Below are 24,934 nucleotides of genomic sequence, written 5' to 3' on the forward strand. Positions count from 1 at the left end.
GTGATTGTAAAGTAATTGTCACATTAGTTGACATACGTTTATAAGTAAGGTGACAAAAGTGACTTTTAGTACAGATGAAATTCAAAAGCTGATTGCAGACATTGACAACTTACTTGCCAGTGGTGGCAAGCGCCTGTCTAGATTTCTGTCTGGTCAGGCACAAGAGCCTAAAGAAGTTTTAGAGCGAATTCGCGACTTATTGTTGAGGTTACAAGAAAAAGAAGTATTAGAGAGCAGCATCCCAAATCAGTCTTCTGAAGAACCGCGATCGCCTTTGTTAACAAAATTTATTGATCGCGATTATAACCAGTATCCACTACCGCAGCCCGAACTCAGTCAGGAACAGAGTACTGTTGGCGCAGGACAATTAAATAATGAATTTTCGAGATTGATTCAGCCGTTGCGATCAGAATTAGAATTGCTCTTGCAAGAGCGAGCCACTCTCATACAAGAAATTCGGCAACTAGAACAAAGGCGTTTGCAAAACTACTCCCTAGCGCAGCAGTTGACAAACCAAGAACAAATGATTACCGAGTTTTTACAGGTACTCATGAGTCGCCTTGTGCCAACTTTAACGCCACTGATTGGACAGACCAGAGAAAATTCCGCCAGTTCTTCAGGAGGAATTAATTACGCAACCTCTGCAACTCAATCTTTATTAGAATCCTCTGACGATGTGGAGCGCTTAACCCAGCTAGCTAGGGAGTTAGATCAACGGCTATTATCACTAGATGGAACGGTGAATGTAGTCTTTGAAGCACTACAGCGGAACATTAATACTTATTACGAATCCCTGTCCCAAGCACTGGCAAGAATGCATAGCAAGGGGATGCAAGGTGAACAGCTGATGACTAGCTTTGTCAACAATTTGACCCAGCATTTACAACAAGAATCCCTTAGTTCGCAGTCATCTTTGCTGGGAGGAGAATCTGAAACACTACCATCATTGACTGAACCAGCCGAGATTGCTGCTGGAGTTGCGCCTCAACCATCGGAGCTTATACAACCAGAAACTTCATCTCCACTCACAATTACTTCTGAGCAACAGGAGACTACCCTTACAGAGGATCTAGATGCAGTGCTGTTGCAGCTTGGTGTAGACTCATCTGAATATTCTCAAACCCCCACCGAATTACCGCAAGATATTTCTGTGACAATTGGTGATGAAGTAGACCAACTTTACGCCAGTTTGTTTGATGCTGGTGATGTTAATAATTCTAGCCTCGATGTTCCTACAAATGACTCTCCTTCTACAGCCTCTCCATCACCGTTGAACATCACGCAGACCCCGCCTGTCTCTCCAACCGTCGATTCTGCGGTTGTGACTCCAGATATGGGTCTTTCAACTCAAGAGACTTTAGGCGAAACCACAGATTCATCAGAGCCACAGGAAGAACTATTTTTTGCAGAGGATACTGATCTAGACTCACCTCCTAGCTTCTCTACTCCACAAATAGACAGTTTGCCACAAATCGGCACTCAGCCAGCTAGTGTTGATACAATTAATACCCTAACTGACTTATTGCCTGATGCTGATAGCGAACCGCAATTGCTGGAAGTCTCATCTTTAGGGGATAATGCCACAGCTACAGCAACTGACCTATTGCCTGATACAGATAGTGAACTGCAATCGCTGGAAGTCTCTTCTTCTGAGGATAATGCTACAACCACAGCACCAGTTACTCCAGAAGTACCAGAAATTGCGTTGGCAGAGCCTACCGTACCCCTACGGGGAAGCAAGCTACGCGAAGCGGACGCACCAGAAAGTATCGCCACATCGGAAGTATTAACTAACAATGATCGCTCCGACGAGCTGTCTTCAGATAACTACATTGCTGCTTCACCCCAGGAAAACTTACTTTCTATTGAGTCAAACCAGTCTCCAGCCGTACCAGATATTTCTTTAGATGAAGAACAGTTGCAGCAATTAGATCAAGATTTGGCTAATTTTGATCGGCAGCTAAATTCTGAGTCGCAGCCAGCTACCAACTTGGATGTTTTCTCGGAACCACTTGATAACATTCAAGACACAACTTCCCCTGAAAATCTCCAAATAACAGAGAATACATCAATTACTGCTTTCTCCAGTTTGGCAGTTCCCCAAGTAGAAACTGAAAAAAAGGAAGTCACAACTCCTGTTCCAGAAAGTTCTTTACCTCCAATTGCCAACTCCATAAACAATCCAGAAGTTTCGCCCAATATTTTAGAATCAGTCTGGTATTTAGGAATTGATTTAGGTACAACAGGAATTTCCGCCGCATTATTAAATCGCTCAACTTTTGTTGTACATCCTATCTACTGGTCAGCAGAAAATTCGTCGGGAACAAGTTCCTTTCAACAATCGTTTCGTTTACCAACAGAGGTTTATCTGCCTATAGCTTCTGTACCCCACGGTGAAAACGAAACTATCGAAGCACATGAGCAGACAGCACCTGCGGCTGTTGCCAAAGATAAAGTGCCCGATCGTGCCAACACTCCTGCAACACCAAAATCGACAGCAGATCCGACGAAAAATAATCTTTACTCGGCGCAGTTGAAGCCCTATCTACAAGTAGCCATTCCCTACAAGAGTGAACGACAGAAATGGGAACCAATTTTGCAATTAAATGAATTTTCGGCAGGGCCTTTGATTTGGGTTGTGCGATCGCTATCTAAATTACTATTAACCCTCAAATCCGAAAAAACAAGTACCACCCCTAGTTTAATAACTGCTGCTGCTGGTATCAACAAACAAGATTTTCCCCAAATTATCAATCATATTGCAGGTGTAATTTGTACCTGTCCATCTAGCTGGTCAGAACAATACCGCTTTAACGTGCGGGAAGCTTTACTCACTAGCAAACTCATCCAACATCCGCAGCAAGTCTTTTTTGTCGAAGAAGCGATCGCTAGTCTACTTTCGGAACTGGATGCTGCTAATGGTGAGCAAGTAAAACTAAGCGATGCTCAAGGTTCTCATCCAGCCAAAACTAGCGAACATCCCATTGTTGGCAACACCCTTGTGATTAATATTGGGACAACTGCTACAGAAATGTTGCTGGTGAATCTACCAGAAACCTTGCAGCAATTGTCATATAATGATTTCATGCTCCACAGTTTTGCTTATGCTGGCAAGGGTATTGAACAAGATATTATCTGCCAGCTGCTATTGCCACCGAAATCTCGACAATCACGCCTAGAAACACCAAGCGATGCCTGCGGCGGGCTACGCCTACGCAAAACTACCACGAGTAATCCTTGGCAATGGCAACCATCAATCCCTGGTTTAGACCAAATGCGTTGGCAGACTTTAGGGTTAGAAGAATTAGAACTACCCAGAGTTGGAGAACCAGATATCACCGCTCGAATTCGTCTCCAGCAGCGTCTAGAAAGTTCTCTACTAGGACAGGCGGTATTAGATGCAGCATTAGCCCTAAAACTAATTTTGCAACACCAAGACTCTTTTACCCTGGATTTGGCCGATCAGCGATGGGTTTTGCAGCGACGAGACTTAGAAAGCCAGGTATTTATTCCCTTTGTGCGCCGCCTGAACCGAGAACTCAACAAGTTATTGGTAGCTCGTGGCATCCCCACAGAAGCTATTAATCAAGCTATTCTGACTGGTGGAGTGGCTTGTGTCGGGACGGTGAACCGCTGGTTACGGCAAAAACTTCCCAGCACTAAGATTATTCAAGATTTATATCTCGGCGAAAATGGCGCTCCCAATTGCAGTCGGGTTGCTTATGGTTTGGCGATGCTGCCTCTACATCCCCAGATTTTAGATATATCCAGGCAACAATACACTGATTATTTCTTGTTTACAGAACTGTTGCGATTGCTACCAGACCGTCCCTTATCTTTTGGTGAAGTTATCCAGTTATTTGAGGGTCGTGGGATTAATACTCGTACTTGTCAGCAAAGGCTACTGGCTTTTTTGGAAGGTGAGCTGCCTTCCGGTTTAATACCTTCAGTCACAGAATCAACCTGGCTTACCCAGAGTTCGCAAGAAAATCCTGACTATCAGGCGATCGCCACAGCACCACTTTTTGAAAAACAAGGAAGTCTCACTTATCGTCCCAATTCTCAACAACTGTTGTCTTTGCGTCGCTATCTAGATGCAATCAAGGCTAGTAATCAGCAATCACTAGAGGAACCGTATACGGTGAATTTCGCCTTAGAGGTTAATCGTTGAAACTAGTACATCGCGTTAGAAATAAGAATACTACTTAAAATTCCAAATGCTCATATATAAGCATTTGGAATTTTTCAAAAAGCGGAATTAAAAAATAAAAAATAAAAAACAAAAATGGATACAGGGTAAGCGTTTCATTAATTTTGAATGGGTGGTTTATTTACGCCGTGTTTCACCAGTACTAATACTTTAGCTCAGTAATTTTTTGGATGTATACAATACTAGTATATTTATTTATTAGATGGCAAAAATACCGTAGATTTACAATCTATCTGTTTAATTGAAAGATTCTGTAAATTTGGAATTTTTAGTTTTTATATTGGTTAAGATATGTGCATATTCATACTCAGGAAGTTAAGTCGATGGAAAAAACACAATTATGTTAAGAAAGATAAAGGAGGCTAAAACCTTTTCCCTCCAGCATAGCTGCCTTCTGCCTCATCCCAATTACAAATATTTACACCGTTCTACTTAATAGCGACAACAGTAGTAAAAATCGCCTAAAAATCATGTTTATGTCTACACTACTAATGTAAAAATTCCTGTTATAAAACTAAGTTAGCCCTTGTGAATAATCTTTATCTTTATTCAGTTAATTATTTGCAACAGCCTTCACACCCCTCAACGTTAAGCGTAAGAAAACGATTAATTGACATTGTTGGAGCCATTGTGGGGCTGATTGTTACATTTATGATAGCAATTCCCGTAGTAATTGCTACCTTTATTCATGAGCCAAGTCCAATATTTTATTCTCAAATTCGTTGTGGTTTAAACGGAAAAACTTTCCGTATTTGGAAATTCCGCTCTATGATAGTCGATGCTGATAAACTCAAGCATTTGGTTGAAAACCAAGCCAAAGGTCACATCTTTAAATCTATTGACGATCCTCGCATTACTCCTGTTGGTAAATTTTTGCGGCGTACTAGCTTGGATGAATTCCCTCAATTTTGGAATGTTCTGATTGGGGACATGAGTTTAGTTGGTACTCGTCCACCTACTCCTGATGAAGTCAGTAATTACGATCCACACCACTGGGATAGATTGCGAGTCAAACCAGGAATTACTGGAGAATGGCAAGCTAATGGGCGTTCTAGCATTACAGACTTTGAAACCATTGTCAAAATGGATATAGATTATCAGCACAAATGGTCTGTAACTTATGACCTGAGTTTGATTATTAAAACTATCTGGGTGGTGCTTAAAAAGACTGGTGCTTATTAAATTGGGCATTGGGCATTAATTATTTCTCCCTCATCTCCTCATCTACCACTTTCTTATTCTAACTTCTGAATTCTTCTTCACCCCTTGACGCCGCTACCTGTTTCTGTCGGTACAATGTAACGTTGTAAGAACAAAAATAGTAATAATACTGGGGCGATCGCAATTACTGAGCCAGCAGCTACCAAGCGCCAGTCAAGAGAAAATGTTCCTGCTAGCTTTGCGACTCCCAAAGGAAGAGTGTATAAATTTTCATTTTGGATGACAATTAAAGGCCACAAAAAGTCACTCCAAGCACCAATGAATACGAAAATAGCTAAAGTTACCAGTGCTGGGCGAACTGCTGGTAACATAATATGCCACCATAATCCTAACTCTGAGCTACCATCCATCCGGGCGGCTTCTTCTATCTCTTTGGGCACACTCATGAAAGCTTGGCGCAACAGAAAAATACCAAAGGCAGAAGCTAAACTCGGAAAAATCATCCCCAAATAACTATTTGTCAAACCTAACTGGACCGTCAAAATATAGAGGGGAATCATCACGATTTGGAAGGGAATCATAATCGTAGAGACGATCGCTACAAAAATCCAGTCTCGCCCGACAAATGATAATCTTGCCAACGGATAGGCAGCCAAGGCGCAAAACAGTAGATTTAAGCCCACAGTCAGTACTGACACCAAGGTACTATTATACAGGTATTGTCCAAAAGGTAGAGAGTTCCACACACTAGAGAAGTTATTTAGTGTTGGCTGACTGGGTAGCAACTGTGGCGGCGACTGAAAAATATTTTCCGTCGGCGATTTCAAGGCTGTACTAATTAGCCATAGTAAAGGAAAGAGCATCAATAGTGCGATCGCTCCCAACACTGCATACATTAGTAGAATTTGCGAGCGTGATTTTTTCCAGTTCAACATTTGATTAATAAACATCGCTTTTAGTCCTGATGGTCAGCATCTTGTTAGTGGTAGTGCAGATCATACTGCGAAGCTATGAGATGTTAATACAGAAAAGAACTTTACACTTTGGATAACCATTCAGATTGGGTTAACTCTGTCGCTTTCAGTCCTAATGGCAAAACTTTGGTTAGCGGTAGTCGAGATATGACCATTAAGCTTTGGCGATGCAATATATAACAACAAATTAAAAATTTAGAGAATTGAAGCAAATTGTTAGATTTTTTGATCAATCCATTGAGTGACAGTTTAATAACATCCATCTTTGGGATACTCTTTCTGTTGATTAAGTATTAACTCTCTAAAGATAAAGTATTAACTCCCTGGAGATAGAGCCATTTGTTTGAGGGCAGAGGTTATTCTGAGATTACCAACAGTTGAGTAGCAAATAAGACTCAATTTTTATCAGCAACATATATTTTCAGTTCATTAAAACCTTTTGTTTTCACAAAGTTTTAGTTCGTCAATATCTTAATCTGAGGAGTTAAATCAACGGCTATGTCTATTCCTAATGAACGCGAAATCAAAAACAGTGAACTCAAGCAAAAATCTTACACTGATATTAATGGTAATACTCATACTGACTTGACACGAACCACTGAAACAGTTAAGAATAACGCAGCTAATCCCAACTCTTATAGTAACGGTTACGTACATGGTCGAAATGTTGAGCGTAGCTACCAGCAAGCAGATTTAGCCCAGCGTGATGAAAACAATGCTAGTGGTGGTTTGCTGTTGGGTATTATCATTACTTCCCTGCTTGGTTTAGTTATAGGTGGGGTTTGGTACTTCAACCAGCAGAATAACGCAGCGGTTAACAATATTGTGCCGGTCGCGGTTCCTGTACCGAGTAAGAGTAATCCAACTCCCAGTCCATCTCCTCAACCACAAACGAAAATAATCGAAACAACTAAGGAAGTCCCTGTTCCTGTTGCTGTTCCTGTTCCTGTTCCCCAACAGCAAGTTACACCTCCGTCTACACCTCGCCAACCGGATATTAACATTACTATTCCACCCCAGCAGCCTGCGGCAGAAAAAGCACCTTCTGTAACCCAGCCAGCCCCGAAAGCGACACAAAGTCCGGCGACGAGTTCAACTACTAATACTCCGACTTCGCAAAACGATAGTTCTACTAATACTGTTGCTCCTAGTACGAAAAGTGACACCTCTAAAACTACTACACCTCAAGGAGTAGACCAGTCAAACAGTACATCTAATAGCGGTTCTTCTACCGCAGGCGATTCTGCTCAATAACGGCTTCTGAACTTTCGGTCCACTTGGTAATGTTGGCATTCACGCCAACATTACCAAATGGGACAAATTTTAAGTAATATTTCTGGATTGTTGCGATAAATTAATGGTCTTCAAGTTTAGTAAAGGTGTCTTGTCGCTAAACAAACACAATGCTAGATTAAGACCAAGGTACAAACAGGTTAAAAGTTAAACAAAAACTTTCAAGTTAGAGCCTGTGCCTCCTGCTCTAATCTTTTTGTGATCGCTCTTTTGGTTGTGGCATCCGTTGAATGTGTTTTTGCCTTGAGTTCAATGAGTTGTTTTGGAGGTTTTAGAACGCACAGCCAGAAAATGCCTGCCTAGTTGGAATATAAGGATGTGCAATTCTGAGTAAAGCGATCGCGAATACTGTCCACCAAATTTTAAGTTAGTCATTTCTGAATTTTCCAATCTTCAAGGAACCGCCCCAAGCTATTGAGATTTATCTATCGTAGCTTCAGGCGGTTTCTGCTTTGAGTTTATGTATTTAAAATGCACTTTGACTAGTGAGGGCTGTCATTTGTCATTTATTTAGACCAATGACCAATGACTAATGACTAATTAAAGTAATTACAGTCACTTCAGGCGGACAAAATAAACGTCCTGGTTTATAAGTTCCTAAACCACGATTGACATATAGTTGATTTTCTTCTACCTTGTGAAACCCTTGCGCCCACTCCCAATATCGCACTACTTTCGAGCAGTCTCCTAAGAAAAATGTTACCCAACACCGCAGTTTTTTAGGAATTTGTTTGAGGAGCTTTTTATAATAAAATACTAGAGGGCCAATGCCCGGAATGACGATGTGACCACCGTGGGTATGACCAGATAGTTGCAAATCTACGCGCCATTGTTGCAATATTTTGGCTGTATCTGGGTTATGAGATAAAACAATGCGCGGTGTAAGCGAGTCTAGTTGATTCATGACTGGTGCGGGGTAGAATTCTCGTGACCAATAATCAGCTAGCCCTACCAGTGGTAATTCTTTTCCTAGTGGATAGGCGATTTCATTCCAAAGTACGTGAACCCCAATGCTGGTTAACGCTTGTGTAACTTCTGCTTTGGAGTGGCTGTAATAGATATCATGGTTCCCAAGTACGGCGTAGATACCACGGCGACTTTGCAGATGTTTGAGTCGAAGTACCAATTGATGGATTGGTGTGGGATCGTCAGTTACATAGTCACCAGTTAATAGAATTAAATCTGGTTCAGCTTCATTAGTAAGTGCGATCGCTTTTTCTAACATCTCTTCCGACAGTCGCAAACCATCATAGTGAAAATCTGACAACTGTACTAATGTTGTACCTTGTAAAGATGCAGGAAGTTCCGCAATCTTAACCGTTATTTTATCTACTCTTAAATGTCCTGTAAACAACCAATGCATAAGTCAACCGATACTCCTCATACCAGCGCTTACAGCTTACCAAAAATAAAAATGTAACTTGATAAAATGCAATAATTTATGTCATATACTCCAGATACAATTAATTCATTGATTTAAATTCTCTGATGAAATTAAGCAGGTTATGACTGATTTTGCAAGCACTCATTAGCCAAAATACCTGCTGTGATTGCGTTCTTTTCTTTTGAATTTGGAATTACCTACTCACCTTGTAGGGTGATTATGGTAACTTCTGGGCGGCAAAATAAGCGTCCTGGGAGGTAAGTTCCCAAACCACGATTGACATATAGCTGATTTTTACCTAACCGATGCAAACCCTGCACCCATTCCCAATGGTTGACTACAGAAACATTTACTTGTAAAAACGGGAATCGACGCCGCACTTTTTTGGGTATTTTTTTTACAAGCTTTTCGTAAAACAACGCCGCAGGGCCAATTCCGGGAATCACGATTTGACCACCGTGAGTATGACCAGATAATTGTAAATCAACTCGCCATCTTTGTAATATCTCCGCAGTATCTGGGTTATGAGATAAAACAATGCAGGGTGTGTCAGAGTTTAGCTGGTTCATAACTGTTGCGGGATGGAATTCCCGTGACCAACTATCAGCAAGTCCAACTAGTGGTAATTCTTTTCCTAGTGGATAAGCAATTTCGTTCCAAAGGACGTGAATTCCAATACTAGTAAGGGCTTCTGTAACTAATACTTTTGCCTGTTTGTAATGTATATCGTGATTGCCAAGAATAGCATAGATACCACAGCGACTTTGCAGATGTTTGAGTCGAAGTACCAGTTGGTGAATTGGTGTGGGATCATCAGTTACGTAGTCACCAGTTAATAAAATTAAATCTGGTTTAGCTTCATTAGTAAGTGCGATCGCTTTTTCTAACATCTCTTCCGACAGCCGCAAACCATCGTAGTGAAAATCTGACAATTGCACCAGCTTTTTACCTTGTAACGATGCAGGCAACCCTGCAATGTTAACCGTCAATGCTTCTGTACTCAACGGCCCAGATAATAACCAATGCATAAAACGTTCAATAAAGCTCAATCATAGCGTTTACAGCTTAACTGAACATTGTTGGTTGGTGTGTAGCAACCAGTGCAACTTATTGAAAATTTTATGAAAGCTGTATATTTTAGTGTATTTATATTTATTAAAATCAGACGTAACTTTGCTGTTAATTTATGTCAGAGTATGCTTTTTTCTCTGAAGACAGAAAGATAGTGATTCATGTTACGTACATAAATCAACTATACGGTCAGGGTTTATTTTGGTAGAGTATACTGTATTACATACTACCACGTTTAACTAAAACACCTAAGGCTGTTTATGTCGTCATCATTAGAGCCACAATTTATCCAGGATTTTACCCACTTTGAGCAGCACGTAGCAAAATTGCTCCATAAAGCAGATTGGACAGTTGAAACTGCAAAGACCAATCAACCTGGCTATGATCTAGTGGTTAAAAAAGGAAACCTAGTTGGTGTTGTTCAGGTAAAATGGCTAAAAAGTAACGTAACAGCGCCACAGCTTTTAAAGTTTGCTGACTTTTTAGATTCTGACGAAGGCAAAAAATTTAATTTTGGTTGGTTCATAACTACAAAAGGATTTGGCGGCCCAGCATTGGCATTAATCAGAACTTGGGGTAAAGATACTAAAGTTCACTGTGGTATTGCCCATGAAAATAAGCTGGTTAGGATTGATGGCGGTTCTGAGATTGGTGGCAGAGATAATTTGAAGCCTAACGAAGAAACTACGCCAAAAAAAGTTTACTTTGGAGTTTTTACTTGTAAAGGCGGAGTAGGAAAAACAACTGTAGCAAGTCATTTAGCAGGAGCATTAGCACTGCAAGGATTTAATATAGCACTTGTGGATTTAGACCCAGAACAAAATCTGCAAAAATTAGTAGGTGATGGGGTTTTTGTTCCCAATCCTAAAGGGGTAGGTACAACTATTCAAGTTTTTGATGGAAATGATTGGGATGAAGATGCTGCCCGTGACTGTCAAATAGTAATTTGCGATTGCTCACCAGCATTAGAGCGTAATCCCCCAGAGCTAGTTAAGCGATTAGATTATTGTATTATCCCAACAACCTTCAATCCATTGGGAATAAGTAAGCACGGTAAAGTTATTCAAGATACTGTTAAAGAAATACGTGAAATCAATAATTTAGCTCATTTATTTGTATTAGTTAACAACTTTAAAGATCCTGGTATTAAGCGCTTAAAGCTTCTAAAACAAGTCTATTCTAATGCTTATAAAGAAATTAGTAAGATAGATAAAAAATTTCATTGTATAGATCCAGAAGAAGTTTGTATTCGGACAAGCGACCTACTTTACTACTGGGGTATACATATACTCGAAAATCCAGAAAATCCTGCTAGTAGATTAGCCTTTGATCTAGTTGGTGGAAGATGCTACCCGCGTGAAGATTTTATCAACTTAGCAGATTATATTGAAAGAGAAGCTGGTATAGGAATTCTTAGAGCTAATTAAGACTTGTTAAGATAAGTTTGCACTTAGCGATCGCACTAAACAATATGGGACTTGGTTGAAAATCTTTATTTTGTTCATGTAGTAAACGCTATAAACCCTTTAAATTATTTACTGTCGTAGCTGGCGATCGCCACAATCGTAGATAAAGGAACTTCCGCAAAATACTGTTGCTGAAATTGTTCTTCTCGGACAGCAGCTAAAAATCTTGCAACTGCTTCATCAGAAAGGTTTTCGGCACTATCGGTTGGATGCCAGGTAATTTGTAAAGAACGGTCTTGTCGTTGAACTGTGAACCCTAAGTATTTTAAAGCTTTGATGCCGACAAGTAAGGTTTGGTCGCTGATGCCGATTTTCTCTAAAAGTTGTCCGCGGGTAACTAGTTGATTTGTGCGACTGAGATATTTGGCAATTCCAACAAGAGTCAGCCAAATTTGATTGGGTGGTTGGTGCTTAGGTTTTGACCAAGCGATCCCTAATTGTTGCTGATTGTCAAGCCCAGACGTAGAGCGGCTTATCGCCAAACATCGCCGTAACCATATACGTAAATCATCCCAATTTGTGGGACAATCTTCAATAATTAGTGCTAAATGCTGAGTGCTGCGCGCTGAGTGTTCCTGATTCCGTAAGTCTAGGATGAAGGGTGTTAGCGATAGCCGGGCGTTTAGCTCGTGCTGAGTGTTGAGTGCTAAGTTAGCAGAAGAGCGCACGGCAATTAATCTGATTTCATAACGTTTTTTGAAGGTGTTGTAGTCTAGTTCTACTATGCAATCACACCTTCCTATAGGCAATTCATCTTTATAGTGTCCCCACCATAAGCCAGGAAAAGCACTTCTGCTAAAATCATCCCGAATATCAAACTCAGTTTTAATGTACTGTACCTTTTTGCCTTGCCAATCTTGCTGATTGCGATGCCAAGAATTTTCAAACCAGCAGTTTTGAATTAGCAATTTCGGAACTGGATTACCCATTCCACAAGGTTCTAGCAGTTTGAGTTCTAAAAATAACTCTTTTCCTAAGTCTGCAACTGTTACCGTCAAGTCTGCTTGCACGGTTGGCGTTAGAGTTGTACTACCTAAAGATTGCCGTAACTGCTGATTAATTGCAGCTGTAAATAAAGGAATATTCTCTACCAACAAACTCAAACCTGCTGCAAAAGGATGTCCCCCAAAACGATGTAACAAATGTGCTTGCTCTTTCACCAGTTGGTATAAATCGACAGAATTCACCGAACGGGCGGAACCCCTTGCAAGCAAAGAAGAAGAATTGCTCCCCTGCTCCTCTGCTCCTTCTGTACTCAACAAAATCGTCGGGCGTCCAGTTTCTTGTGCTACCTGTCCGGCGACTAAGCCCAATACACCCCCAGGCCATTGGGCATCTTCTAAGACAATGACGCTGGTGGTTGATAAGTCTAATTGGGTGAGCTTTTGCGCTACTTGTGCCTGCACGTCTTTTTGTAAAGATTTGCGGCGGGCGTTAGCGAGTTCTGTAACTTCGGCTAGTTCGTTACAACGTTTGACATCCCGACTAGTTAATAATTCAACGCAAAAACTGGCATCACCTTGAATGCGGCTGACAGCGTTAATTCTTGGGCCTAAACCAAAGGAAATATCTGTGGGGCGATCGCCACTTTTCTGGCATAATTCTAATAATCGCCCTACCCCTGGTCGCCGCCGCGCTGCTGCTGGTTGTTTAAAATCTTCTTGCAGTCGTTGAATTCCCATCTGTGCTAAGTAGCGGCAATCTCCACTTAACTGCACTAAGTCGGCAATTAATCCGACTGCAACTAAATCTAATAAATCTTCTAAGGGATATTTGGCAACATTGGGCAGGCTTTGATATAGTGCTTCCACCAACTTATAAGCTACCGCCACCCCAGAAAGATTAAATAATTGATGTTCCTTTGGTAAATAACGGGGATTAATAATCGCTGCAACAGGTGGACGTTCGGCGGATAACGTGTGATGGTCTGTAACTATTACATCTATGCCTAACTCTTTAGCATAAATAATTTCTTCAATGTTTGTGCTACCCGTATCGCAAGTAACTATTAATTTGCAACCTTGTTTTGCTAAATTATCAATGCCTTGATCGTTAAGTCCGTGGGATTCTTTCAGGCGATTGGGAATGTAGTAAACTAACTGAGTATTTTGAGCGAAAAACTGCCCCAATCCATCCCAAAGTACAGATGTGGCGGTAATCCCATCAGCATCGAAGTCTCCCCAAATGGCGATTTTCTCTTTAGTATTATATGCTTGTTGCAAGCGTGCGATCGCCAGATGCATTTCTTGCCCAAACTCAAAGGGACTTGCTGGTTGATAAGCTTTATAGTTGATAAAAGCTGTTAATTGTTGACGATCTTTAATACCTCGTTGCCACAACAACTGGGCTGCATACAGTCCATTTGATGCAGGTGTATACTGTTTCACTGCTTGGATAAACCACTCTGGTGGTTGTTCAGTTGCTGTTATAGTCCACTGCTGTTGTTCTAGCATACAAACAAAGTTAGGATTTAGAAGTTAAAACTCTTAAAATACAAGGAGAATTTGTCAACCTGTGAAGTTGACCTTTAGAAAAGTGAAGAAAGGTTCCAGGAATTGCTAAGATAATCTGATCAATAATTTTCTATAATTATTTAACTTTGCTTTTGCTTACAATGATACCGCTTATTTTTACCTGTTTAATTCTTGTATAAATTTAAATTTAGTTAAGTAAAATTTCATAGTTTTGTTGTATACAGATAGTAGATATCTTTAGTAGAATCTTTCTATTAACTCACATTTTGCATCTAACGATTAAAATCGCGGCTACCCAAACCAAGCTTGCAAAAACAGGCTTCAAAACCCATGCAATAAGCATCTATGAGCAAAATCAGTGATGATGAAATAATAATATTTATTACTTTTATTTTTATTTACAACTTGTGAGCTAAATCACACTAGTAATCTAAGCATCGAAATAACATTCTATCTGTGCATAAAATATTACATATAGAATGATGGAATTACTTCAACTAATTTTGGTGCTAGGTACAGTAGTTGGTATTACAGATGGGAACACAATTTTGGTTAAAGATAATGCAGGACAAACAACTACAATCAAGTTAGCGTGTATTAATGCACCAGAGGCAACTGATAAGCACTATGGTTTAGCAGCAACACAAAGGCTAAAACAGCTATTACCACCTCAAACTCCTGTTGTGATTAGAAGGACAGAACAACTTAAAAATGGTCGCCCAGCGGGTGAAGTGTTTGTAGATAATCGGTCAATAAATCTCCTTTTGGTAGAGTCAGGTAATGCCATTGTTGACCAAGAATCTTTACAAAATTGCTACGAAAGCAAAACCCAATTTTTAATTGCAGAAGCTAATGCTAAAAATAAGCATTTGGGTTTGTGGCAACATTCAAAATTGTAAATGAACACCATATTTTAAAAGCTGCAACTGGTACAACCCAGCAAAAGTGTTGCAAGGTCGCACCTAAAAGAAACGCTTGTGCAACAATACTTTACACTTTATGCATTTCTTACCTTTTTCTCCTAAACCTGACTTTTGCCATTAAGTTTCAAAAAGTTTGCTCATAAAGGATTCTGGACAAAGCACCGTATATACGGTACAGTAATTTAAATTCGGCGCTAAAGGTAACAAGCAATATTGGACTGGTGGAAGAAAAATTTGTGCTTGTCTTGCGATCGCAAACGCGGTTACGAATTTTTTTCTAATCCCAAAACAACATTATGATCTGACTTTTTCGCATTCCGTGAAAAGTCAGATTTAATAGTGGGGTGTAATGACTATGAAAATCATAACTAACTTATGCAAAAATAATACAAATAGGCTAAGTCGCTTACTTTTTTGTGTTTTTAATATCACCAACTAATTCATCAATTCTTGATTGAGTAGTGTTCCAAGAACACATAAAACGTACTCCTCCCACGCCAATAAATGTATAAAACTGCCAGTTCTTGGCTTTTAAGCTGTGAATGACTTCTTCAGGTAATTTTACAAATACGGCGTTGGCTTCTCTAGGAAACATCAAGTCAACACCTTCTATGTTTAATAGTTGATTTTCTAAGTATTCAGCACATTGATTGGCATGTCTAGCATTTCTTAACCAAGCACCAGTTTCCAATAAACCCAACCAGGGAGCCGAAATAAACCGCATTTTTGAAGCTAGCTGCCCTGCTTGCTTACATCGATAATCAAAATCCTCTGCTAGCGATTTATTGAAGAAAAGAATGGCCTCACCTAATGCCATTCCATTCTTGGTACCACAAAAACACAATACATCGATTCCAGTTTTCCAAGTAATTTCAGCAGGGCTTTTATTCATAGCAGCAACTGCATTTGCAAAACGAGCGCCATCCATGTGAATCTTTAAGTTATATTTGTTTGCAACTTCTTTAATACTTAAAAGTTCTTCAATAGAATATAAAGTTCCTAATTCAGTTGATTGGGTAATGCTAATAACTTTAGGTTTTGGATAATGAATATCAGTACGTTTAGTAACAATTGCCTCTATAGCTTTTGATGTTAATTTGCCATTTTTACCTTGTGCAAGTAGCAGTTTTGAGCCATTAGATGCAAATTCAGGTGCGCCACATTCATCTGTTTCTATGTGAGATGTCTCATGGCAAATGACGCTGTGATATGACTGACAAAGAGCAGCTAAAGATAAAGAATTTGCGGCCGTACCGTTAAAGGTAAAAAATACTTCACAATCAATTTCAAAGAGTTCACGAAAATAATCTGTTGCTTTTTGAGTCCATTCATCATTTCCATATGCTGGAACACTACCTTGATTTGCCCTAATCATATATTCCAGCGCTTCAGGACAAATACCAGAGGAATTATCACTTGCAAACTGTTCTAATTGGTTACTCATAATTTAGATTTTTATTTTTAACAGTTATTGTTACAATCATACTAAATAATTTATGAATTTATCAATTATCAGATTGACAAATAATGCTATTAAATTCCCTTTATTATTTAATAATTATGCTAATTATAAGAACTTTGGATGGAAACAAATTAATTTTTATAGCCATATTTAATAATTTATGGAAAATAGGTTTTTGACTTATTATAAAAAACCTAAAATCATAATATTCGATATTCATAAATAAAATATGATTTTTATTTTTTGTATTAACTTACTTAATGAGTTTTTTTTGCTGTAACTTTTCTCTGAAGTAGTTATAACCTAAAGTAGTATAGTAATACTATTAAATGAGTTTACTTATCTCTACAGAAAACTGGAATTTTATTTTCACATCACTGAGATGTTTAATTACTACGGTGTCTTCGTCAGCCTTGCGTTGAGGGTATTTTGAGACGAGAAACATCGCCAATAACTAAATATTATGCTAAAAAATAAAGTTTGCTAATCAGAATGCTAATTATGTATTTATAATACACTATACAATTATACAATGTCCTACCAATAACTATGAAATCACTATTTGGCATATTTGTCTTTTATTAGTTCTCAGTAGTCATTTGTTTATTTTCTACTGACTAATGACCAATGACCAATGACCAATGACTAATGACTAATGACTAATAACTAATGACTGAACCATTGATTGAACTGAAAGGTGTTTCTAAGTCCTTTGCTAGCCATAAAGTTCTAGATAATATAGACTTGACTATTTACCGGGGAGAATCACTGGGGATTATTGGGCCATCAGGGACTGGGAAATCAACTATCTTACGAGTAATAGCAGGGTTACTTAGTCCTGATGAAGGAGAAATTTATGTCAAAGGAGTGCAGCGAGAGGGTTTAATAGAGGATGGCGGCCAGCAGGTTGGCATTAGTATGGTGTTTCAGCAGGCGGCACTATTTGATTCGCTAACAGTGGAGGAGAATGTAGGATTTTTACTATATCAAAATTCAAAGCTACCGCGATCGCGCATCCGAGATTTGGTAAAAGAAAAATTGGAGATGGTAGGTTTGCCAGAAGTAGGCGACCAATACCCAGCCGAACTTTCCGGGGGAATGCGAAAACGAGTGAGTTTTGCCCGTGCGATTATGTCTAATCCCGATATTCCCAGTGAAAGCCCAGAAGTTCTACTATACGACGAGCCAACAGCCGGACTCGATCCCATTGCCTCGACAGTAATTGAAGATTTAATCCGCCACTTACAATGTTTACATGGAACTTGTACTACTTATGCCGTTGTTACTCACCAGCACAGCACTATCCGCCGTGCATCTGATAAACTTATATTTCTCTATGAAGGTAAAGTGCAGTGGCAAGGTACAGTTACTGAAATATACAACACAGAACATCCCTTGATCAGACAATTTCTCAGTGGAAGTGTTGAAGGCCCGATTAAAGTCGCCGGCTAGAAACTTAAAAATGAGGAGTAAAGAGTTATTAACTTCTAACTTTTAACTCCTAATTAATTATTGGTTGTTGGTGGAGGCAAAACAATGCGAGGTCTTATGACAAGCCGCTTCGCCTCTGGGCGAACATTTAGAGAAGGTTCTGTGGGGTTATTACTCCTGTTAGGACTAGGGGTATTTGGATTACTCTTTGTCTGGTTAAATAGATTCACTGCTGCTGGCCGTTCATACAAAGTTATTGTAGAATTTGCTAACGCTGGCGGAATGCAAAAGGGATCGCCAGTTCGCTATCGTGGCTTTAAGGTAGGAACTATTTTCCAAGTTCGACCAGGACCAAATGCCATTGATGTAGAGATTGAAATTACCCAAAAAGACCTAATTATCCCCCAAAATGTAGTAGTAGAAGCTAATCAAAGCGGATTAATTAGCGAAAGTATTATTGACATCACACCAAAAGCAACGTTACCTGCTGGGGTTGTGCTTGCTAAACCCCTAGATAAAAATTGTGATACCAGCCTCATAGTGTGCAATGGCTCTCGGTTAAAAGGTCAGCTTGGTATCAGCGTTGATGATCTAATTCGCAGTTCAACTGAACTAGCCAGTGCATACAATGACCCCAAATTTTATCGAAATGTCAATCGGGTTCTAGAGACTACCACAGGCGCAGCATCCAGTTTTACTGAGCTAAGTCAGGATTTACAAGGTTTGACCAAAAGCTTACGACTACAACTTAATACCTTTTCTGCCACTGCTAATTCAGTGCAACGGGCAACAAACCAACTTAATACATCCGCAAATCAAACACTAAACAAATTTGATGCAACTGCAACTCAAGCAAATCGATTGCTGAACAACCTGGATAATTTATTGACAACAAATCGTTCGGCACTGGTTGGTGCTTTGAATAATATTACCGAAACCAGTAACCAATTGCGGGTTACAGTCAGTAGCTTATCACCATCTGTGAATCGATTGACTAAAGGAGAATTACTCAACAATTTAGAAACGCTTTCCGCAAATGCAGCCCAAGCCTCAGCTAATTTACGCGATGCTTCTAAAACTTTAAACGATCCCAAGAACATGGTGCTGCTACAACAAACTTTAGATTCAGCACGAGTCACCTTTGAAAATACCCAAAAAATTACATCTGATTTAGACGAATTGACAGGTGATCCTAGTTTCCGAAAAAATCTGCGGCAATTGGTAAATGGTTTAAGTGGTTTAGTATCTTCTACACAACAGATGCAGCAACAAGTGCAAGTTGCTACCACTCTAGACTCGGTAAAAGCTGCTGTGAGCAAACCAAAGAAGCTAGTTCCTATGCCATCACCAACCCAAGAGGCGATGTTTAATGACAAGTCCTTACCCGTCTACGAAATTAATCCCTCAACGCCTAATTTTGCAAGTACCGACACCAACCTTCAACTAACCCCCAGTCCATCTATTCCTAGCTCATCCCAAGAAAACCTTTTGAAGCAACTGCGGGAGTATGGCAAGCAACGGGAGCAACTGGAGACGACGAAAGAGGCAATACAGGTTGACCCTTCAGCTTCGCTCACTGCTGACCCTGAGCAAAGCCCAACTGTTGAGAATTTTAAGTAAGATATTTTACTGTCAGGTAAATGTGTTAAAGCTTATAGACACTACTCGCCATAACCTTGAAAACCGCATAATTTTGTTGACCAAAACAGACTCATGATACAAGCCCCTAAATTAATTTATGGACAAGAAAAAAGATTTATTTCGAGATGCGTTCGCGGAGCGTCTCGTAGAGAAGCACGAGAAATAATGTGTCCTTATTTCAAGCCCCATTATTTATTTATGGGAATAATAATTTTGAATTTTGAATTTTGAATTTTGAATTCCCCGTACCCCTGCGGGGAAGCAAGCTATGCGTAGCGTCTCGCAGAGAAGGGGTTGACCGGTATCGATTCTTTGTACAGTAAGGTTTTCGCGTAAACAAAAATTAAGTTAAAACGTAACGCTGTGATGGCAAGTTAAATATGGAACACCTTATCTTCCAAAACTCAAATAAGTTTGTTCTCATTAATGACAGTACCCGCTTTTAAGAACGAATTAACATTGGGTCATAAATTTGACACTCTTGAACCCCATAATTGCACAGAATAGAGCTAGCTATATCTTGCTCATTATCTGTGCCACTAACGATAAGTATGTAATTGCCTTGCTCTATTTGCTCATTGTAAAAGCGTGCCCACTCATCTGCTATTCCTAACCTCATAGCGTCAAAGCGTTCACTTAAATTAATGCCTATTGACCCAACCAATTGAGAAAAGTCTTTGCAAATTAAAGAAATCTGGTTTAATGAAAAACCTGCGACACACATATCCTTAATTGCCGCTTCAGCATTCTCTATCCTATTAAAGCAACTAACACTATACTTAGACATCATCCCACTTTTATTAGGAATAGCAGTAGCAGAAGTCGTTGTGGTCAGATAATTTGTAGTTTCATATTCACTGTTGAGATGCTCATAAATGCCAAACTCTTCAATACCCCAACGCCGTAGTATTTCTTCTACTTTAGCAATTTCAAAAGATGTACAATCCACGATTATTAAATAGTGTCCATCCTCTACTCGCTCGTTATATGCTCTAGCTTGCTCTGACGACATTCCCCAACCAACTAATGCACCAGCAAAAGTCCCAGTGGCAGCACCAATACTTGCCCCAACAAGGGTTGTAACCAAAGCAGTTGCTGCTGCCCCAGCCAGCATTATTGGGCCAACTCCAGGGATTGCTAAAGTTCCAAGACCCACTAATAAACCAGTTAACCCACCAACAGCGCCCCCTGAAAGCCCTCCTACTGTTGCACCTTCATCAGCTTTATCACCAGTGTCCTCTTTAACTTCATTATCGGCAATCTCATGATTACGATCTGAATTCTGTACAACTACAGATACTTTCTCCATCGCCAAGCCAGAATCTCTCAACTCATGTATTGCCTGCTCTGCATCTATCCGATGAGTAAATACGCCTACAGCACGTTGATATTGACTTAAAACCATTATTACTCCTTGGTCGCAGGGAAAAGATTAATCGCTGACAAAGTTGATTTTTCAGTACCTGTTATATTAAATACGAGTTGTGTTCAACTCAAAACTATCCTTAGTAATAAAATACATTCTCTCCCTCATTAGGTAGGCAATAACAGCCTCAACTAGATGTGTATGTCCAACGCAGACATAACTACATTCCCCTGTGTTGATATCCTAAATTTTCACGGCTTGGTCAGCTTGTGGATTTGCACGTTCAGCAGTTGGGCTATTTTATTGTCCGCGCGATCAAAAGGTGTATATTGACTTGAGTTTTTACGGCGAATTGAAGACTCAATATCTGGCACTTGGAGATTTTGCTCAAGCATACGTGATTGCTCATGAAATTGGGCATCATGTCCAAAATTTACTTGGGATTTCGCAGCAAGTTTAAACCTTGCAGAACTAAGTGAATTTCTGGAAACGAGATAGCGATCGCAAAGTTTATTTTAAGATGACAAAAACTATTTGGTTATTTATTACTAAACCAGTAAGTAAAGGTACTGATTTAGAATTAGCCACTTCCCAGTAGATTATAGAGAAAACATGTGGATAACTCACAGTGACATCTGAATTAGGCAAAGGCGTAGAATTAGCGATCGCTATTCCAGGGCTGAGTCAGGAGTCAGGAATGCAAAAGAACCCAATGCCCAATGCCCTATGCCCTATTCCCCATAACTAATTCCAATCCTGTTCATCTTTCTTGCCACGGCTTTTGTAAATTCCACCCAAATCGTGAATTTGACGAGTTTTCTCAAAAAGCTCGGCTTCGGTCAAACCCCACTGTTGCAAGACTTTATCTAGGTCTTTTTGGATGTCTCTCGCCCCTGGAAACCCTTGATAACGCATTCGCAGTCTAGCCAATTCTGCTAAGTTATAGTCTGTCGCCTCTTGAGCGAGTAAAATATCAATAAGGGGGCGATCGCGGTTATAAAGTGGATGTTGTTGGTCTTTACCGGCCGTTGCTTCAGTCATTGTCAGTCCTGAGTTTAGAGTGCTAAGTCCTGATTTTTAAGTTTAGCTGACAGTGAAAAACAAAACACACAAAATAAAATTGTCAAATACCGAAAGCTTAACTGTCAACTTTGCAACTCTTGTACTAGACGGCAAGTACACCTAATGTCTTACGGCTCTCACCACTGCCACTCAAATTTAAATAAAGTTACATTAGTCCTTAAGAAAATACAAAAAACTTTAGATGAGGGTGAATTTTATCTCACCCAAAGTCCAAGCAGCGAGGGAGCAAGAACCCATTATGTTTGAACACTTCACTTCCGAAGCCATTAGAGTAATTATGTTAGCTCAGGAGGAAGCACGTCGCCTGGGACACAATTTCGTAGGAACTGAACAAATTCTCCTGGGTTTGATGGGAGAAGGAACTGGGGTTGCTGCTAAAGTGCTGGCGGAATTAGGCGTTACTCTCAAAGACGCACGTCGCGAGGTAGAAAAAATTATTGGTAGGGGTTCTGGCTTTGTACCACCAGAAATTCCTTTTACTCCAAAGGTAAAAAGCCTCTTCGAGCAATCGTTTAAAGAAGCTCATAGTCTAGGACAAAATTACATTAACACTGAACACTTACTCTTAGGATTAACCGAAGCTGGTGAAGGTGTCGCCGCCAAAGTACTACAAAATCTAGGGGTTGACTTTAAAAGTGTCCGCAGTGCCATAGTTCGCCGGTTAGGTGAAAATGCACCAGCTTTTGCTGGTAGTGGTAGTCAAAAGCGTACCCAACCGCTAACTATGGAAGAGTTTGGCAGGAATTTGACCAAATTAGCCCAAGAAGGCAGACTTGACCCCGTAGTTGGTCGCCAGCAGGAAATTGAACGGGCGATCCAAATTCTTGGTCGCCGCACTAAGAATAACCCAGTGTTGATTGGGGAACCAGGAGTTGGCAAAACTGCAATTGCAGAAGGTCTAGCTCAACGGATTGTTAACCAGGATGTTCCCGAAAGTTTGCAAGACAAGCAAGTTGTCAGCCTCGATATGGGGTCATTGGTAGCTGGAACTCGCTTCCGTGGCGATTTTGAAGAACGCATCAAAAAAGTTGTGGAAGAAATCCGCACTGTGGGCAATATAATTTTGGTGATTGATGAGATTCACACCTTAGTTGGCGCTGGTGGTACAGAAGGTGGTTTGGATGCAGCCAACATCCTTAAACCTGCCCTAGCAAGAGGTGAACTTCAGTGCATCGGTGCAACTACCCTCGATGAGTATCGTAAGCATATCGAGCGCGATGCTGCCCTAGAGCGTCGTTTCCAACCGATTATGGTCGGTGAACCCTCAGTTGAGGAAACCGTACAAATTCTTTACGGCTTGCGCGGCGCTTATGAACAACACCACAAAGTCACAATTTTGGATGCGGCACTTGTAGCAGCAGCACAATTATCAGACCGCTATATTAGCGATCGCTTCTTACCCGATAAGGCAATAGACTTGATTGATGAAGCTGGTTCTCGCGTTCGTCTGCGGAACTCTCAAAGTTCTTTGAATAAAGAACTCAAGCGTGAACTCGCTGGCGTTACCAAAGAAAAAGAAGCAGCAGTCAGAGTCCAAGATTTTGACAAAGCTACACAACTGCGTGACCAAGAGTTAAAACTCGCAGAACAACTGCAAGCAACGTTTACGCAAAACGATCAACCTGTCAACTCGACTGTAGTTGACGAAGAAGACATCGCCCAAATCGTTGCCTCTTGGACTGGCGTACCAGTCAACAAGCTAACTGAATCTGAGTCAGAGTTGCTCCTGCACCTAGAAGACACTCTGCACCAACGGCTCATCGGTCAAGAGCAAGCAGTCTCGGCTGTATCTCGCGGTATCCGTCGCGCTCGTGTTGGATTAAAAAATCCCAATCGTCCCATTGCGAGCTTTATCTTTTCTGGACCTACTGGAGTCGGTAAAACAGAATTGGCGAAGGCATTAGCTGCTTATTTCTTCGGTTCGGAAGACTCGATGATTCGGCTAGATATGTCTGAATACATGGAAAGTCACACCGTCGCCAAGCTGATTGGTTCGCCTCCTGGTTATGTCGGATATGACGAAGGTGGACAACTTACAGAAGCTGTGCGCCGGAAACCATACACAGTACTGCTATTCGATGAAATCGAAAAAGCACACCCCGATGTATTCAATATGCTGTTGCAACTTTTGGATGACGGTCATCTTACTGATGCCAAAGGTCGGAAAGTGGACTTCAAGAACACGCTGATCATTTTGACTTCAAACATCGGTTCCAAGGTGATTGAAAAAGGTGGTAGTGGTTTAGGCTTTGACTTCAATACTCAAGCCGACGCTACTTATAACCGCATCCGCACCTTGGTAAATGAGGAATTGAAAGCTTACTTCCGTCCTGAGTTCCTCAACCGTCTTGATGAGATTATCGTCTTCACCCAGCTTTCCAAAGATGAAGTTAAGCAAATTGCCGAAATTATGCTCCGCGATGTTGCTAACCGCTTGACAGAAAAGGGAATTATCCTAGAAGTTAGCGATCGCTTCAAAGAGCTTGTGGTACAAGAGGGTTATAGCCCCAGCTACGGCGCTAGGCCATTACGTCGGGCAATTATGCGCCTCCTAGAAGATTCTCTCGCCGAAGCAATGCTGTCTGGTGAAATTACAGATGGAGACACAGCCCTTATCGATGTTGATGATGACTCTCAAGTGAGAGTACAAAAATCAGAAAAACGAGAATTGCTCTTAGCAAATGTTGGCTAATTTTATACGCGATCGCTTTTTACTGTAATATTTGAGAAACACTCCAGTCTCTTGCGTAGAGCAGAGGCACAAACAGGGTCATCTCAGACAAACATCAAGTGAAATGGTATTATTTCTCACCCCTAGTAGAAATGCTAGGGGTTTTTTATGCGATTCCTTTTGAGTGGTCAATAGACTTCTTGCAGAAGTAGGGGAAAGGGATGGAATTTACCTTTACCCTTTCTCCAACATCTTGCAAAAGTAACTTTTGCAAGATGTCTAATACCCACCTATATACTGTTTGTAATCAGTTTAGGCTATAGC

The 24,934-nt window shown here is 40.4% G+C and carries 19 protein-coding genes and 1 pseudogene; 12 read left to right on the forward strand and 8 right to left on the reverse strand.

Features of this window, described 5'->3' with window-relative positions:
• Positions 1 to 58 precede the first annotated feature (58 nt).
• Entirely contained in the window at positions 59 to 4,171 is a 4,113-nt protein-coding gene (locus V7K56_RS17770; protein ID WP_334912187.1) for a hypothetical protein, read from the forward strand.
• A gap of 567 nt (positions 4,172 to 4,738) precedes the next feature.
• Positions 4,739 to 5,392 carry a sugar transferase gene (locus V7K56_RS17775; RefSeq protein ID WP_334912188.1) on the forward strand — a complete coding sequence of 218 codons (654 nt, stop codon included), beginning with the start codon at positions 4,739 to 4,741 and terminating at the stop codon, positions 5,390 to 5,392.
• A gap of 77 nt (positions 5,393 to 5,469) precedes the next feature.
• Here V7K56_RS17775 and V7K56_RS17780 read toward each other — a convergent pair whose 3' ends face one another.
• Positions 5,470 to 6,306, reverse strand: coding sequence for a carbohydrate ABC transporter permease (locus V7K56_RS17780; protein WP_334912213.1), 837 nt, complete (start codon positions 6,304 to 6,306; stop codon positions 5,470 to 5,472).
• A 13-nt stretch (positions 6,307 to 6,319) separates the two neighbouring features.
• Between V7K56_RS17780 and V7K56_RS17785 the strand changes: the two genes are divergently transcribed.
• From V7K56_RS17785 to V7K56_RS17795, 3 genes are all read left to right on the forward strand, one after another.
• Positions 6,320 to 6,385: a hypothetical protein gene (locus tag V7K56_RS17785; RefSeq protein WP_334912214.1), complete on the forward strand. Its 66-nt coding sequence runs from the start codon at positions 6,320 to 6,322 to the stop codon at positions 6,383 to 6,385.
• Between the two features lie 29 nt (positions 6,386 to 6,414).
• Positions 6,415 to 6,525 (forward strand): WD40 repeat domain-containing protein, encoded by a 111-nt coding sequence (locus V7K56_RS17790; RefSeq protein ID WP_334912189.1) that lies wholly within the window; start codon positions 6,415 to 6,417, stop codon positions 6,523 to 6,525.
• Positions 6,526 to 6,843: 318 nt separating this feature from the next.
• Positions 6,844 to 7,599: a hypothetical protein gene (locus V7K56_RS17795; RefSeq protein WP_334912190.1), complete on the forward strand. Its 756-nt coding sequence runs from the start codon at positions 6,844 to 6,846 to the stop codon at positions 7,597 to 7,599.
• A 288-nt stretch (positions 7,600 to 7,887) separates the two neighbouring features.
• On the opposite strand, the gene V7K56_RS17800 is transcribed toward V7K56_RS17795, so the two are convergent.
• The 3 genes from V7K56_RS17800 to V7K56_RS17810 form a co-directional block, all read right to left on the reverse strand.
• Positions 7,888 to 8,013 (reverse strand): hypothetical protein, encoded by a 126-nt coding sequence (locus tag V7K56_RS17800; RefSeq protein WP_292786051.1) that lies wholly within the window; start codon positions 8,011 to 8,013, stop codon positions 7,888 to 7,890.
• A gap of 154 nt (positions 8,014 to 8,167) precedes the next feature.
• Positions 8,168 to 9,001 carry a metallophosphoesterase gene (locus V7K56_RS17805; RefSeq protein ID WP_334912191.1) on the reverse strand — a complete coding sequence of 278 codons (834 nt, stop codon included), beginning with the start codon at positions 8,999 to 9,001 and terminating at the stop codon, positions 8,168 to 8,170.
• Between the two features lie 218 nt (positions 9,002 to 9,219).
• Complete coding sequence (locus V7K56_RS17810) at positions 9,220 to 10,050, reverse strand: metallophosphoesterase (protein WP_334912192.1); 831 nt, start codon at positions 10,048 to 10,050, stop codon at positions 9,220 to 9,222.
• A gap of 303 nt (positions 10,051 to 10,353) precedes the next feature.
• Here V7K56_RS17810 and V7K56_RS17815 point away from each other — a divergent pair, with 303 nt between their 5' ends.
• Complete coding sequence (locus V7K56_RS17815; RefSeq protein WP_334912193.1) at positions 10,354 to 11,520, forward strand: nucleotide-binding protein; 1,167 nt, start codon at positions 10,354 to 10,356, stop codon at positions 11,518 to 11,520.
• A gap of 104 nt (positions 11,521 to 11,624) precedes the next feature.
• On the opposite strand, the gene recJ is transcribed toward V7K56_RS17815, so the two are convergent.
• Positions 11,625 to 14,012, reverse strand: coding sequence for a single-stranded-DNA-specific exonuclease RecJ (recJ, locus tag V7K56_RS17820; protein ID WP_334912194.1), 2,388 nt, complete (start codon positions 14,010 to 14,012; stop codon positions 11,625 to 11,627).
• Positions 14,013 to 14,512: 500 nt separating this feature from the next.
• Here recJ and V7K56_RS17825 point away from each other — a divergent pair, with 500 nt between their 5' ends.
• On the forward strand, positions 14,513 to 14,932 hold the full coding sequence (locus tag V7K56_RS17825) for a thermonuclease family protein (RefSeq protein WP_334912195.1): 420 nt from the start codon (positions 14,513 to 14,515) through the stop codon (positions 14,930 to 14,932).
• 430 nt (positions 14,933 to 15,362) lie between these two features.
• Here the strand turns inward: V7K56_RS17825 and V7K56_RS17830 are convergent, their stop codons facing one another.
• Positions 15,363 to 16,400, reverse strand: coding sequence for a threonine aldolase family protein (locus tag V7K56_RS17830; RefSeq protein ID WP_334912196.1), 1,038 nt, complete (start codon positions 16,398 to 16,400; stop codon positions 15,363 to 15,365).
• Between the two features lie 687 nt (positions 16,401 to 17,087).
• Here V7K56_RS17830 and V7K56_RS17835 point away from each other — a divergent pair.
• Together V7K56_RS17835 and V7K56_RS17840 are read left to right on the forward strand one after the other, a co-directional pair.
• Positions 17,088 to 17,870: an ABC transporter ATP-binding protein gene (locus tag V7K56_RS17835; protein ID WP_334912197.1), complete on the forward strand. Its 783-nt coding sequence runs from the start codon at positions 17,088 to 17,090 to the stop codon at positions 17,868 to 17,870.
• Positions 17,871 to 17,954: 84 nt separating this feature from the next.
• Positions 17,955 to 19,469 carry an MlaD family protein gene (locus V7K56_RS17840; RefSeq protein WP_334912198.1) on the forward strand — a complete coding sequence of 505 codons (1,515 nt, stop codon included), beginning with the start codon at positions 17,955 to 17,957 and terminating at the stop codon, positions 19,467 to 19,469.
• Between the two features lie 463 nt (positions 19,470 to 19,932).
• Here V7K56_RS17840 and V7K56_RS17845 read toward each other — a convergent pair whose 3' ends face one another.
• Positions 19,933 to 20,895, reverse strand: a complete 963-nt coding sequence (locus tag V7K56_RS17845) for a general stress protein (RefSeq protein ID WP_334912199.1) — start codon at positions 20,893 to 20,895, stop codon at positions 19,933 to 19,935.
• A 223-nt stretch (positions 20,896 to 21,118) separates the two neighbouring features.
• Here V7K56_RS17845 and V7K56_RS17850 point away from each other — a divergent pair.
• Positions 21,119 to 21,313: pseudogene (locus tag V7K56_RS17850) on the forward strand (neutral zinc metallopeptidase); the annotation flags it as partial.
• Positions 21,314 to 21,331: 18 nt separating this feature from the next.
• Positions 21,332 to 21,454, forward strand: coding sequence for a hypothetical protein (locus V7K56_RS17855; RefSeq protein ID WP_334912200.1), 123 nt, complete (start codon positions 21,332 to 21,334; stop codon positions 21,452 to 21,454).
• Between the two features lie 146 nt (positions 21,455 to 21,600).
• Here V7K56_RS17855 and V7K56_RS17860 read toward each other — a convergent pair whose 3' ends face one another.
• Positions 21,601 to 21,897, reverse strand: coding sequence for a DUF3288 family protein (locus V7K56_RS17860; RefSeq protein ID WP_094353136.1), 297 nt, complete (start codon positions 21,895 to 21,897; stop codon positions 21,601 to 21,603).
• A 280-nt stretch (positions 21,898 to 22,177) separates the two neighbouring features.
• Here V7K56_RS17860 and V7K56_RS17865 point away from each other — a divergent pair, with 280 nt between their 5' ends.
• A complete protein-coding gene (locus V7K56_RS17865) occupies positions 22,178 to 24,631 on the forward strand; it encodes an ATP-dependent Clp protease ATP-binding subunit (RefSeq protein ID WP_334912216.1) in 2,454 nt (817 codons plus the stop codon).
• The last annotated feature ends 303 nt before the right edge of the window (positions 24,632 to 24,934 follow it).

The organism is Nostoc sp., assembly GCF_036917535.1.
Lineage (GTDB): Bacteria > Cyanobacteriota > Cyanobacteriia > Cyanobacteriales > Nostocaceae > Nostoc.